At 61.0% G+C, this 13,333-nt stretch carries 13 protein-coding genes; 9 read left to right on the forward strand and 4 right to left on the reverse strand.

Going from position 1 to position 13,333, the window contains the following annotated elements:
• Positions 1-59 precede the first annotated feature (59 nt).
• Positions 60-659: a PRC-barrel domain-containing protein gene (locus J2T57_RS20300; RefSeq protein WP_253484480.1), complete on the reverse strand. Its 600-nt coding sequence runs from the start codon at positions 657-659 to the stop codon at positions 60-62.
• 311 nt (positions 660-970) lie between these two features.
• On the opposite strand from J2T57_RS20300, the gene J2T57_RS20305 reads away from it, so the two are divergent.
• The 5 genes from J2T57_RS20305 (at position 971) to J2T57_RS20325 (ending at position 3,954) form a co-directional block, all read left to right on the forward strand.
• Entirely contained in the window at positions 971-1,384 is a 414-nt protein-coding gene (locus J2T57_RS20305) for a polyhydroxyalkanoate granule-associated phasin (protein ID WP_253484492.1), read from the forward strand.
• Between the two features lie 15 nt (positions 1,385-1,399).
• Positions 1,400-1,879 (forward strand): phage holin family protein, encoded by a 480-nt coding sequence (locus J2T57_RS20310; RefSeq protein ID WP_253484495.1) that lies wholly within the window; start codon positions 1,400-1,402, stop codon positions 1,877-1,879.
• Complete coding sequence (locus tag J2T57_RS20315; RefSeq protein ID WP_253484497.1) at positions 1,876-2,193, forward strand: hypothetical protein; 318 nt, start codon at positions 1,876-1,878, stop codon at positions 2,191-2,193. Before J2T57_RS20310 ends, J2T57_RS20315 begins: the two co-directional genes overlap by 4 nt.
• Before the next feature lie 42 nt (positions 2,194-2,235).
• Positions 2,236-3,456, forward strand: coding sequence for an AI-2E family transporter (locus J2T57_RS20320; protein ID WP_253484510.1), 1,221 nt, complete (start codon positions 2,236-2,238; stop codon positions 3,454-3,456).
• A gap of 222 nt (positions 3,457-3,678) precedes the next feature.
• Positions 3,679-3,954: a hypothetical protein gene (locus J2T57_RS20325; RefSeq protein WP_253484525.1), complete on the forward strand. Its 276-nt coding sequence runs from the start codon at positions 3,679-3,681 to the stop codon at positions 3,952-3,954.
• A 268-nt stretch (positions 3,955-4,222) separates the two neighbouring features.
• Here J2T57_RS20325 and J2T57_RS20330 read toward each other — a convergent pair whose 3' ends face one another.
• Both J2T57_RS20330 and J2T57_RS20335 read right to left on the reverse strand, forming a co-directional pair.
• The gene (locus J2T57_RS20330; protein ID WP_253484530.1) at positions 4,223-5,944 is read right to left on the reverse strand and encodes a cobaltochelatase CobT-related protein; all 1,722 of its coding nucleotides are present in this window, start codon (positions 5,942-5,944) and stop codon (positions 4,223-4,225) included.
• 2 nt (positions 5,945-5,946) lie between these two features.
• Entirely contained in the window at positions 5,947-6,921 is a 975-nt protein-coding gene (locus J2T57_RS20335) for an AAA family ATPase (protein ID WP_253484545.1), read from the reverse strand.
• 339 nt (positions 6,922-7,260) lie between these two features.
• Here J2T57_RS20335 and xsc point away from each other — a divergent pair, with 339 nt between their 5' ends.
• Complete coding sequence (xsc, locus tag J2T57_RS20340) at positions 7,261-9,060, forward strand: sulfoacetaldehyde acetyltransferase (RefSeq protein WP_253484548.1); 1,800 nt, start codon at positions 7,261-7,263, stop codon at positions 9,058-9,060.
• A gap of 43 nt (positions 9,061-9,103) precedes the next feature.
• Here xsc and J2T57_RS20345 read toward each other — a convergent pair whose 3' ends face one another.
• Positions 9,104-9,928: a GntR family transcriptional regulator gene (locus J2T57_RS20345; RefSeq protein ID WP_253484550.1), complete on the reverse strand. Its 825-nt coding sequence runs from the start codon at positions 9,926-9,928 to the stop codon at positions 9,104-9,106.
• A 316-nt stretch (positions 9,929-10,244) separates the two neighbouring features.
• Here J2T57_RS20345 and J2T57_RS20350 point away from each other — a divergent pair, with 316 nt between their 5' ends.
• From J2T57_RS20350 to J2T57_RS20360, 3 genes are all read left to right on the forward strand, one after another.
• The gene (locus J2T57_RS20350) at positions 10,245-11,768 is read left to right on the forward strand and encodes a tripartite tricarboxylate transporter permease (protein WP_253484553.1); all 1,524 of its coding nucleotides are present in this window, start codon (positions 10,245-10,247) and stop codon (positions 11,766-11,768) included.
• A 2-nt stretch (positions 11,769-11,770) separates the two neighbouring features.
• Positions 11,771-12,214, forward strand: a complete 444-nt coding sequence (locus tag J2T57_RS20355; RefSeq protein WP_253484556.1) for a tripartite tricarboxylate transporter TctB family protein — start codon at positions 11,771-11,773, stop codon at positions 12,212-12,214.
• Between the two features lie 70 nt (positions 12,215-12,284).
• Positions 12,285-13,268, forward strand: coding sequence for a tripartite tricarboxylate transporter substrate binding protein (locus tag J2T57_RS20360; protein WP_253484559.1), 984 nt, complete (start codon positions 12,285-12,287; stop codon positions 13,266-13,268).
• Positions 13,269-13,333 lie beyond the last annotated feature (65 nt).

Genomic DNA, 13,333 nt, shown 5'->3' on the forward strand with positions numbered 1-13,333 from the left:
GCGATCGGGGGCGCACATGGCGCCCCCGATCGCTTGAGCTACTTAAGGTTTCCGAGCGCTTATTCGTCGCGCTCATACTCTGGTGCATTCTCCAGCTGGTCTTGATCCATGTCGACGGAGAACGTCGATTCGTCGTCGTCCATGGTGTGCTGGAGCCGATCCCAAGGCAGAGCCACGTCCTTCTGGCCCAATCCGAGGAAGCCACCGACACTAACGATAACGCCGACAACCTGGCCATCCTGGCCGATTATGATGTCGGTGACTTCACCGATATCCTCGTCGGTACCGCGGCTTTTCACGTTCTGGCCGATGATGTCGTCGGCATAGAAGGCACCTGAGGGCTTGCTACTCAGTTGCTGCTGGCCCGCGCTTCCCTGCTGCTGGGACATGCCCTGTGAAGTGTCTCGATCCTGACCGACTCCTCGTGAAGTTTCGCGATCCTGGGCGGTGCCTTCCTGCTGCCTGGACATTCCCTGTGAAGTTTCGCGATCCTGGGCGGTGCCTTCCTGCTGTCCGGACATTCCTTGTGAAGCTTCGCGCTCCTGACTGGTGCCTTCCGAAGCGTCGCGGTCCTGGCTGGCGAATGTGACCGTGCTAATGCCTAAGGCCAGTGCGGGCGTCAGTGCGGCAGCGAGTGCCAGTGAAGTTAATTTGCTCATCGTGATCTCTCCTCAACGTTATCACTGACTGGCGGTACTGCCAGTCAGTCCGCACCTCTCTGCACCACTGGGTCTGCGGAGAGAGGACGGACGATGCAGGCTAAGGGAGAAGGCGGATGGCGTCGGTGCGTTGGCACACCTGTGACAGTGTCTGCTGCAGATCACGAAACTCGAGATGACCGTGGAGTGCGTCGCCGCACCGACTGTGCCTGATAAAGAGGCCAACGTTGAGAGTGACATTGATCCCGATCCGGTTATGCGAGTCGCCAGTTATGCGCCAGGATCATTGCCCCCACTCTGGAGAACACCGAATGACAAACTCTACCCACAAGGGCACGAAACGGCTTGCGATGCAGACAGTCAGGCTCGCGGTTGCGGTTCCACAGGTCGTCTCCATACGGATGGCCCGGATGGCTCTGTCCGGCCCCAATCCGACCTCCCGCGACCGGACCGAGTTTCAGCGCATGGGCGCTGAGAAGCTTGAAGCGTTCGGAGAATCCTGGAACGCCATGGCCTGGCAGATGTTGCGGGCCAATCAAGCGCTGACGTTGTCAATGATGCGCTCCTGGTGGAGCCCCTGGTTCGGTGGCCAACCATCACTCGCTTCCGCCATGCAGCAAGCCCAGGGCGCGGCACTGGGTGTTCTGGGTGCGGGCATGGCACCAGTAAGCCGGCGCGCGCGGGCAAACGCGAAGCGGTTGGGCAAGTCAATCATCTGGTCGTGAGCCGGGAAGATGACGATGCACGAGAAGGAACAGATCGCAGTTGACGACACGGATAGGCCGGTCGCGAAAGCGCCGGATGACGCCGGTCCACCGGTGACGCTGGGCGGCCAGGCATCGTCACCGGAATCGCTAAATGAGAGCATCGGGCGCGTGACGCACGAGTTGCGTGAACTGGCGCATGATTACCTTGAGCTCGCGGTGCTCGAGACGCGGCTCTCCTTCAGGTCCGCGTTGACCATGGTGATTACTGCCATCGTCGTGGCCTTCGTGCTCGCGGGTGCCTGGATGGCGTTGATGGGATCGGCGGTCCTCGCCTTGATAAGCATCGGACTGGCGCCTGCTTTCGCGATGCTGGTGCTGGCGGCGGCCAATCTCCTGCTGGCGCTTTTGGGCTGGCTGCTTATACGGCACAAGAGCCGTTCCCTCGGCTGGCCGGCAACGCAGCGTGCACTCAAACCGCAGCCTCCAGTGGAACGCACGGAGGTGTCGAAATGAGAGGCCAGGGCAGTTCCGCCATTCATCATGGAGCATTGAGGGCGAGCATCAGGGGCGTCGAGAGTAGAATCCGGCGGCGCCAGGGTGCCATTGGCATCGCTCTGGGTCATGCTGCACACGAAATCGGCGAGCGCGTTTTCTCCCCGGCGGCAATCCTCGCGGCTGGCCTGCTCGGCGCCGCGATACAGCGTGATCACCGGTTGCACATCGCCAGCATCCTCTCGATTCTCCAGACGGCCAACACCAGTCTCCGACTTCTGCTGACTCTGACCTCCGAGACTGCACCCCCAAAGCACGACCAGCGCAGGGGGTAACGGTACGGTGAGAGCGATCCCACGGATACGGCGGCAGGACGGATGAGCGCAACCCCGGAAACGCGGCTGTTCGGCTCGGTGGAACGCCGCCTGTTCCGGGTGACCGCGATCCTATTCACCATTGCCGCACTGGGCCTCCTCATCGGTGGCATGGTCTGGGTGCTCGCCAAATTCCTGTCTTACTTCTACAACCTCATTCTGCCGCTAGCCGTCGCAGGGATACTTGGTTTGGTGTTGTATCCGGTGGTGGAGTATCTAGAGGAGCGGGTGGGCCTTCCCCGTGTGGCTGCCGCCAGCGTCATCGTTCTGCTTTTCATCCTTGTAATCGGTGGGGCCGTATTGCTGTTATTGCCGACATTGTTCCGCCAGATCGGCCAGTTCATCGAGATCGCACCTGGAGTCATTGCGGGATGGCAGGAGTACCTGAGCAGACACTTCCCCAGCCTGACCCGGGCCGTCGTGGAAAGCGCGCAGGATGGCTCGCTGAAGGAGATGGTGCCCGACATGGAGACCACTGGCAGCACCATCAGGTCCTATACCGGCATCGTCGTCGGCCTGAGTCTTGTCCCCCTGTTGCTGTTCTTCACTCTGTTGTCCGGCGATCGGTTGCGCAGGCAGGTCAACGAGACATTGTCTGTGCTTAATGCCCGGACACAGCAGAAAATCATGTACTTCATTGACGTCTTCATGCGCCAGGTAACGGCATTCTTCCAGGGTCAACTCGTCATTGCCGTGATCATGGGGGCGATGCTGGCCACTGGCTTTACGCTCATCGGTCTCAAGGGCGGAATCCTCATCGGTCTGGTGCTTGGGCTGTTGAATATCGTGCCGTATCTCGGCACGCTCCTCGGGCTGCTCATCGTGTTGCCGATCGCTTATTTCCAGCCGGATGGCAGCTTCCAGCTTGTCGGTCTGAGCCTGCTTGTTTTCACGGTTGTGCAGATTGTGGAGAGTTGGCTGCTGACGCCAAAAATCATGGCGAATCGTTCGGGTTTGCACCCTGCGCTGGTGGTGATCTCGGTGTTCTTCTGGGGTATTGCATTGGGAGGGGCTATCGGCATGATTCTGGCTGTCCCGCTAACCGCGTTCATCGTTGCTGTATGGAGTCAGGCCAAGGAGGGCCTTTCCCGCAGCCTGACGTCTGATGACGATCCGGGCCGGATCGAGACTCCCCGTGGTGCCAGAGAGTCCGAACCGGACAGTCTTGAGGGCAGCAGTAACGCGACGCGTCAGGCACCGGACAAGCGACTGATCATTACCTGAGGTTCATCGCATCTCTATGCGGTCCAGTGCACCGACCATGTTGTGGGGATCTGCCAACATCTGGATTCCTTCCGCTTGGGGCCCGATTCAAGAAGGCTTTTTGCGGACCATCACGCGTCACTTGAAGGCTGAATCTCAGCCGGGAAGATAACCATGCAAGAGCACACACCTACCTCCGCTACCAACTCCGGTCCTGCTGCCACAGCCGCAGCCCCGGACATCATGGATCGCGTCGCCAAGGGCGCTCACAGCGGAATCGACGCCGCAACCAAAGCCGCTCATCCCGCGGTCGATCGTGTCGCATCGAGCGCTCATAATGTTGTGGATAATGCTGACGAGATTGGCGCTCAAGCTGCGAAAGCGATTGAGGACGCCGGCGTAAAGGGCGAAGAGCTGGCCGCCATGGGCACCAGCTACATGCGCGAACATCCAGTCTTCACCTTGGGCGTCGCGGTTGCCGCCGGTTACTTGTTGAGTCGCATCTTGTCCTCACGATGAGGAGACACGGTTCGCCGTTGGGCAGCTGGTGTCCCGTAACAGAAGTGCAGCGAACTCCTGTTACGGGACTCTAGGAGCCGCTCGGCAGCCTGGCCACCAGGGCGGTCAGCAGCAAGTCCTCGCTGAAGCGACTGAGCAGTGGCGTAAAAGTTCCAGCAGCACGGCCCCGGTTTCCTGACAACAGCGCTGACTTTGTTGGCATATGGCCAATGGGCCAAGTCGCTGCAGGCCGAGTACGCCCTCTGCCCCGAAAGGCGAATGGGCAAACCTAACGGCGGTGACGGCCGGCAATGAGCTGCACGATCTCGAAGAAAAGCCGATTATCCAGGCCCTGACCGAGATCGGTAGCGAGGCACCGTTGATAATAGGGGCTCAGGTCCAGGCCGACTCCGAGCCCCAGGATTTCCACATCACCCTGGGCGGTATGACGGTCCACAACCTCTCTCAGATGATTGCCAAGATAGAATTCATCGTTGGCGAGACCGGTTGCACCGTCGGTGGGGCAGCCATCGGAGATGACGATCAGGATGCGCCGGCGTGCTCCGTGCGCCAGCATGCGACTGCAGGCCCACTCGATAGCCTCGCCGTCCACACCCTCGCGATAGATGTCCAGTTTCAGGAATGCCGCCAGATCATGACGGGCGCGGCGCCAGTTCCTGCCCGCATCCTTGAACACCATGTGGCAGGTTTCGTTCAGACGACCCGGATATTTGGGCCTGCCCCGACCCATCCACTCGGCTCGCGGGCGACCCCCGCCCCAGGCACCCGTGGTGAATCCAAGCACTTCGGTAGTGACCTTCGCCTGCTCAAGGGCCCGGACCAGGATATCCGCAATACCCGCCAGGGCATTGGCGTACTCCTTCATGGAGCCGGAGCAGTCCACCAGCAGGCTGACCATGCAGTCGCTGGTGGGTTGATAGCGATCAAGCCAGAACAGGCGCCGCTCGGCTGGGGAGCTGATCAATTGCGCCAGGCGCCGACCATCGATATTTCCCTGTTCCTCGCCAAAGGTCCGGCCGTCGCGATCCTCCACCGCCAGCACAGCCATTAACAGCCGTGTCAGGCGACGTACATTGATGCCCTGGTGGCCAACCCATTCGTCCAGCTGTTGGCGATAGTCTCTCAGCAGCGCCTTGCGCACCAGGTCAGCTGCATTGACCTCTCGATCATGCCGCCGGCTGAAGACGCGGTAGCCGGGGGAGGCCTCCACGGTCTTGCTGTGGCCGCTGGCGGCAACAGTCAGGGTGTCGCTGTCGCCGTTGTCGAAATCCAGCAGCAGGGAAAAGGCCGCCAGGGCAGCGCTATCCTCCGCCTCGTTGGTTTCGTCATCGCCTTCCTCGGCCACCGCATTGCGGATCATGTTGCTGACCGCCCGGGCAATGGCCAGCGCATGGGGGGCGAACTCCGCCTGATGGTGCCGAGTTCGCGCCAGCCTGGCCAGATGGGCGCCAATGATGGGAGCCAGGGCTGCCCGTGTATGCTCCAGCATGCCCTCCGTTGGCTCCCACACCGGATTGCCCGTAAGCCGGGCCCAGCAGACCTGCGCCACGGTGTAGAGCAGAATGCCAAGGCCGGTTTCCGTGAGGCGGGCCTTGTGGTAGGTCTCCGACCAGGCATCGAAGCGGCGGTGCAGATTCTCCCGCACGCCGGGCAGGGAAGCGGGGACCAGGGACTCCGCACGGAGCTGCTCCAGTAGCTCGAAGATAAGGCGCTCCACCGGTTCCTCTGGGAGGTGCCGGCGGTGCAGGTCCGGGCAGGAGTATCGGATGCGCAGTGAGGCACCGTCTGCAAAGGCGCGGAAGGCCCGGAAGTCATCCGTCTCCGGGTGCAGGCGCAGATGCGGCGCGTTGACCGGCAGCGGCCGTTCAGCCTGATACAGGCGATTGCTCCGGAAGTGTAGATGGGCATCACCGGTCAGGGCACGGATGGCGGCGGAGCACAGTTCCTCGATCTGTTGTTGCCGACGGGCCAGCTCCTGGGGGCGTGCCATGGTCAGGTGCCGGTCTCGAGATACGACTCGTCCAATTCCTCTCCGAAGCAGCGCTGGTAGTATTCCGCCACCGTACTGCGCTCGGCTTCATCGCATTTGTTCAGGAAGGACAGCCTGAAGGCCAGCGCCGTGTCGCCGAAAATCTGACAGTTTTCCGCCCAGGTGATGACGGTGCGTGGGGACATCAGGGTGGACAGATCACCCGTGGCGAAGCCGTTGCGTGTCAGTCCCGCCAGCGCCACCATGGCCTCCACCAGACGTTTGCCGGCGGTGTTGTCGTTCTCGGGGACGCGGGCGATGACGATGGCCGCCTCTTCCTCAATGGAGAGGTAGTTCAGCGATGCGACGATATTCCATCGGTCCAGCTGGGCATGGTTGAGGCTCTGGGTGCCATGATAGAGGCCGTTGAGATTACCCAGGCCGACCGTGTTTGAGGTGGCGAACAGGCGAAAGCAGGGATGGGGGCTGATGACCTTGCTTTGATCCAGGAGCGTGAACTTCCCCTCCCGCTCAAGGATACGCTGTATTACGAACATGACGTCGGGTCGGCCGGCATCGTATTCATCGAAGACCAGCGCCACCGGACGCTGCAGCGCCCAGGGAACGATGCCCTCCTGGAACTCTGTGACCTGCAAGCCATCGCGTATGACGATGGCGTCCTTGCCCACCAGGTCCAGGCGGCTGATGTGCCCGTCCAGATTGATGCGGACACAGGGCCAATTCAGCCGGGCCGCCACCTGTTCAATGTGCGTGGACTTGCCCGTGCCGTGGAGACCCTGGAGCATCACTCGCCGATTGCGGCTGAATCCGGCAAGGATAGCCAAGGTCACTTCGGGATTGAATCGGTAGGCTTCGTCCACCTCGGGCACATGTTCGCTGTGGTCGCTGAAGCCGGGGACCGTCAGGTCGGTATCAATGCCGAAGGTCTCGCGCACGGAAACCGTTCGGTCTGGCTGACTTGCATGTGCCCCTGTCACACGATTCTCCTTAAACCGTTCATCAATGCGGGATGCCCGCGGACGAGACATCAGTCGGGGCCACCGCCGCCGGATCCCTGCCTGCAAGCCAGTCTGCGCGCCCTGGGTCGCGCCCAATTCGCGCCTATGAAGTCTTTGGTCGACCCGTGGGGGTAGCGTATATCTTTTTGAAATTTGATTCAAAGTGTCTCATTTTTTGATAATAGCGTTGACCTATTGATGAGGGAGATCTAAGATTAAATCGCGTAGGAAACAACTAGAATCGTCAAAAAAGAAGAAACGATCGATTCACTTCCACGAGAAGTCTACTCCTAACCAGCCGTTACGAGGCAGCCCCGCATGAGCGAACAAGACAATCGAAAGGTCGCACCCGGCGTGCAGAAAATGACTCCGTCTGAAGCCTTCGTCGAGACCATGGTAGCGAATGGCGTGACGGACATCTTCGGGATCATGGGTTCTGCCTTCATGGACGCCATGGACATTTTCGAGCCGGCAGGGATCCGGTTCATTCCAGTGGTGCACGAGCAGGGCTCCGCCCACATGGCCGATGGCTACTCCAGGGTGAGTGGTCGGCACGGCGTGTGTATTGGCCAGAATGGCCCTGGCGTGAGCAACTCCGTCACCGCCATTGCAGCCGCTTACTGGGCGCACAGCCCGGTGGTCATCGTCACCCCCGAGACGGGCACCATGGGGATGGGGCTCGGCGGCTTCCAGGAAGCCAACCAGCTGCCCATGTTCCAGGAGTTCACGGCCTATCAGGGGCACGTGAACAACCCCAAGCGCATGGCCGAATATACCGGCCGCTGTTTCGACTGGGCCATGAACGAGATGGCGCCGACGCAGCTGAACATTCCTCGCGATTACTTCTACGGCGAGATCGAATGCGAAATCCCCCGGCCCAATCGCCTGGATCGCGGGCCTGGCGGTGAAGACAGCCTCAACGAAGCTGCCGATATTCTGGCCGATGCCAAGTTTCCGGTGATCATTTCCGGGGGCGGTGTGGTCATGGCAGATGGCGTGGACGAATGCAAGGCCCTGGCGGAGCGCCTTGGCGCGCCCGTGGTCAACAGCTATCTCCACAATGACTCCTTCCCGGCCAGTCACCCGCTATGGTGTGGCCCGCTGGGCTACCAGGGGTCCAAGGCGGCGATGAAGCTCATCGCACAGGCCGATGTCGTCATTGCCCTGGGTTCGCGCCTGGGGCCCTTTGGCACCTTGCCGCAGCACGGCATGGACTATTGGCCGAAGGACGCCAAGATCATTCAGATCGATGCCAACCCCCGCATGCTGGGCCTGGTCAAGAAGATCGCCGTCGGTATTTGCGGTGACGCGAAGGCAGCTGCCGTAGCGCTGACCAAGCGGCTGGCTGATCGCTCGCTGGCCTGTGACAGCAGCAAGGATGACCGTGCCGCGACCATCAGTGCCGAAAAGGAGGCGTGGGAAAAAGAGCTGAACGAGTGGACCCACGAGCGGGATGCCTACAGCCTGGACATGATCGACGAGCAGAGCAAGGAGCCGGGCAATTACCTGCATCCGCGTCAGGTGCTGCGAGAGCTGGAAAAAGCCATGCCGGAAGATGTCATGGTCTCCACGGACATCGGCAACATCAACTCCGTGGCCAACAGCTATCTGCGCTTCGAGAAGCCCCGCAGCTTCTTTGCGGCCATGAGCTTCGGCAACTGCGGTTATGCCTTCCCCACCATGATCGGGGCCAAGGTCGCCGCCCCGCATCGTCCGGCCATATCCTACGCCGGGGACGGCGCCTGGCGCATGAGCCTGATGGAGACCATGACCTGCGTTCAGCACAACATTCCCGTCACCGCCGTCGTTTTCCATAATCGTCAGTGGGGCGCGGAGAAGAAGAACCAGGTGGATTTCTACGGCCGTCGCTTCATCGCCGGTGAACTTGAGAACGAGAGCTTCGCGGAGATCGGTCGGGCGATGGGTGCGGAAGGCATCACCGTGGACAAGCTGGAGGATGTCGGCCCGGCCTTGAAGAAGGCGGTGGACATGCAGATGAACGAGGGCAAGACTTGCATCCTCGAGATCATGTGTACCCGCGAGCTGGGTGACCCCTTCCGTCGCGATGCACTGTCCAAGCCGGTTCGATTCCTTGAGAAATACAAGGACTACGTATAAGGCGCGGGGGGGTACTGGGCCGCGCCCCGGAGGGACGCGGCCGCTACCTGATCTCGGTCTTGTAGCTGAATCTGTCGGCCCGCCCCTTGGTGGTGCGGACTTCGACAATTCGATTACCGCGGGTATACGTCGTGCGCTTGAGCACCACAACCGGCGTGCCTTCTTCAACGTCTATCATCTGCGCTGTTTTCGCGTCCGCCGCACTTGCGGTCAGCGTCTCCTCGGCACGAATGACCGGCACGCCGTACTTGTCGAAGACCAGGGCATAGAGGTAATCCGGGATATGGACACGCTCATCCTCGAGACCCGGCACGACGTGAGCGGGCCACCAGGAGTATTCGACCAGAATGGGCTTGTCTTCGATGAAGCCCACCCGCTCGATGTAGACGAGATCGCTGCCTTCCTTCACGTTCAGGCGGCGGCACACATCATCGCTACCTACATGCCTGCCCCGGGCTGTCGTCTCCTTGTGAATACGGACAGGCTGGCCTTCGGCATCGCCGTAGGTGAAGAAGCGGAAAAGGCTCTTGCGGAAATTGATCTTGGAGACGTACGTCCCCTTGCCCTGGTGGCGGAACAGCAGTTTCTCCCAGACCAGGTTGTCGATGGCTTTCTTCACCGTGCCCGGGCTCACGGACATTGCCTTGGCGAGCTGGGGCTCCGATGGAATCAGGTCGCCGGGTATCAGGCTCCCGTTGTTGATCAGCCGGCGGATCTCGTCTTCCACGAGGCGATACAGTGGCTTCCCCGCTGCTGAGTCCCAGTCAGCCGGCTGGAAGAGGGCCAGACGGTCGACCTCTTTTTCGATGGGAACTACCGCTTCGCCACTGCTCCGCATATCAAAGCCCTTTGACACTTGCTGCCGCAAGATATTGCTCCTGCTGTAACCGGCCACGGGGCGCACATAATACAGCACGCTCTCGGCGCATTCGAAGGGCAAACCCCGGCCGCGAACAGTTTGACAATATCCGATTGGTGCTGTAGACACTAGTATAGGTCATATAGATGACATAATGGATGTCGGTTTTCGTAAATGGCCGAACCGTCCACAAGACGCCCAAAAATAAGCATCTCCCTAAAAACTGGCGACAGAAAACGATCTCCAGAAACTCCAGATGAAAAGGCATACACAACAATAGTCGCGCCGAGGCGGTATTCGAGTGCGACAACAGGAGGAGTAGGCTGTGGAGTTGCTCGAATACTTGCCCGGTGTGTTCTCCGGGTGGAATCTTGTCATCCTTGTCGTGGGCACGGTGGTCGGGCTGTTGCTGGGTGCAACACCCGGGCTGAGCCCGACCATGGCAGTGGCCTTGCTGATCCCGTTCACCTTCCAGATGGATGCCACATCCGGTCTGATCCTGTTGGGTGTGATCTATACGGCAACGGTGGCGGGCGGTGCGGTGAGCGCCATTCTCGTGAATATTCCCGGGGCGCCGGCGAATATTGCCACGGTGCTGGACGGGCATCCGATGGCCAGGAACGGGCGTGCCACCGAGGCCCTGCACTACTGCTTTATCAGTTCCGGCATCGGCGGCGTTCTGGGCGTGCTGGTGCTGATTTTCTTCACGCCGCCACTGGCGGATTTCGCGCTACGCTTTGGCCCCTCCGAACTCTTCTGGGTGGCCATACTGGGCGTGACCGTCATCGGTTCCCTGGGCGGCACCTCGGTGCTCAAGGGTTTGATCGGTGGCGCTTTCGGCCTGTGGATCTCCCTGATCGGGTTCAACCCGGTGCTCGGGACGGAACGCTTTACCTTCACGGATCAGTTGCAGGGCGGGATCAATATCGTTCCGGCGCTGATTGGCCTGTTCGCCATCCCCCAGGTGCTTTACCTGCTGCAGCGCGCGCGGCGGGGGAACGATGGCAGTCAGTTCGCGCTGGAAGTCCGGTCCATATGGGCCTCCATCCGCTATAACCTGACCCGGCTGCGGGCGCTGATCATCGGCAGCGTGGTGGGTACCTCCGTGGGTCTGATTCCCGGCGCAGGCGGCCAGATCGCCGGGCTCATTGCCTATGATCAGAACAAGAAGTTCAGCCGCAATCAGGAAAACTATGGCAAGGGCGAGCCCGACGGCGTGATTGCCTCGGAGAGCGCCAACAACGCCATGGTCGGGGCTTCCCTGGTTCCCATGCTGTCATTGGGGATTCCCGGCAGCCCCACCGCCGCCGTGCTGCTGGGCGGTTTGCTGATCCAGGGTTTGTTCCCGGGGCCGGACTTGTTCAACCAGCACGCCGAGGTGGCGTATACCTTCCTGGGTGCGCTGCTGGTGAGCCAATTACTCCTGGTTATCTTCGGTCTGTACATCAGCGGCCTGAGCCGGTTCGTTACCCAGATCCCGCCGCATTACATGGCGGCCGCGGTGCTGGTGCTGGCGGTATTCGGCACCTACAGCGTTCAGCACAGCTACTCGGACGTGCTGGTGATGCTCACCCTGGGCTGCGGCATGTACTTCGCCATGCAGTACGGTTTCGGGCCCGGTGCGGTGGTGTTGGGTATCATCCTTGGCCCCATCGCGGAGACCAATCTGCTCCAGGGGCAGATGATCGCCGGCGCGATGGATGGTGTCCTCGTGTACTTCTTTACCGGCACCCTGAACATGGTGTTGATCGCCATGTGCCTACTGTCGGTGCTCTACAGCATCATCGCGGAATTCCGGTCCATCGCGCGGCGACGGCAGACCGCCGCGGCAACGACCGGGGAGGGCTGATCATGCTGAAGCAGCGTCTGGTCGCCATCGGTGCTCTCCTGGTTGCCATCGGTCTCTACACCGCCTCGGTGTGGTCGGGTAAGCCGGGTTATCAGTTTCCCCAGATAGTGGCACTGACGATGATCGTGCTCACGGGCGTGCTCACCGTGCTGGCCCTCAAGCCGGGTCGCCCCGTTGTTCCGGACGACGTGGAGCCCGTGGCCTTTGGTGTCCTGTGGCCCTCGCTACTGCTTATCGCCGGCTATGCCTTTCTGGCGCCGAGGCTCGGGTTCATCAGCACCTCGTTTCTGGCGTTTGCCCTGGTGGGCCTGGTGTATAACCCGGAGCCCCTGACCACGCGGCGGGTCCTCGTCACCTGCGGTATTTCCGCCGCATTCATGACCGCCCTGTATCTGCTTTTTGTCGTACTGCTCAACGTACGGGTGCCCACGGGCATCCTGTTGTAGTCCAGGCGACGTGGGGCCATGTGCCCGCCCGTCGTCTGTCTTGAAGGCCGTAGTGGAGGAGTGAGTAAGCATGAAAACCAGAAAATCATTGACACGCATCATGAGTGGCGCCCTGGCCCTGTCGGCGGCGGCGATAATGTTTGCCGGTACCACGGCAACCGCAAGCGACTGGCCGGATCGGCCCTTTACGGTAATGATTCCGTACACGGCGGGTGGCGCCTCTGACTTCCAGGCCCGTATCGCCACCATTCCATCCGAGGAGTATCTGGGATTCCCCACCGCCATCATCAACCGCCCCGGAGCAGGTGGCCAGGTGGGCTGGAACCAGGTGGTGCAGCAGGCCGATACCAGCGGCTCGCAGCTGGCCGGTTACAACGTGCCCCACTTCATCGCCCAGTCCATCATGCACGACACCTACTACAACATCGGCAACCTGGAACCCATCGCCAACTGGGGCGTGGATCCGGCCGTACTGGTGGTTCACCGTGACAGCGAATTCGACTCGGTTGACGACCTGGTGGCCTACGCGAAGGAAAACCCCGGCCGCGTGACTTTCTCGGGAGCCGGCCAGTTCGTGGGTCACCACATTGCAACCATGCAGCTGGAGGCGGCCGCGGGTATCGAGTTGCGCTATGTCCCGACATCGGGTGGCGTAGATGCCATGCGTTTCGTCCAGGGCCAGCAGGTGATGGCTGGCTTCAACAACCTCTCCGACGCCTATCGCGGTCGTGATCGGCTGAAAATACTGGCCATTGCCGATTTGGAGCGTGATGAGGATTTCCTGCCCGATGTGCCCACTCTCATGGAACTGGGTTATGAAGTGGACGATTCCAGCGTCAACTTCCGCGGCATCATGGCGCCGGCCGGTGTGTCGGAAGAACGCCTGGAGTGGCTGTCGGAGAAGGTGGTGGAAATGTTCAACGATGAGCGCGTAGCCAATCAGATGAAGGCAGGTGGTTCGCCCATGCGCGTCATGAACCGCCAGGAAGTGCGGGAGATGTGGGAGCGCCGGGAAGTGTTCCTGAAGGAGCTGTTCGAGGGTATGGACCCCTGAAGCCTTGGCGGGCCGGTGAAACGCTTCCGCTGATGGTGTCGGAGCGTCTCACCGGCCCGCCCTTC

The organism is Natronocella acetinitrilica, from assembly GCF_024170285.1.
In the GTDB taxonomy this organism is placed as follows: Bacteria; Pseudomonadota; Gammaproteobacteria; order Nitrococcales; family Aquisalimonadaceae; genus Natronocella; species Natronocella acetinitrilica.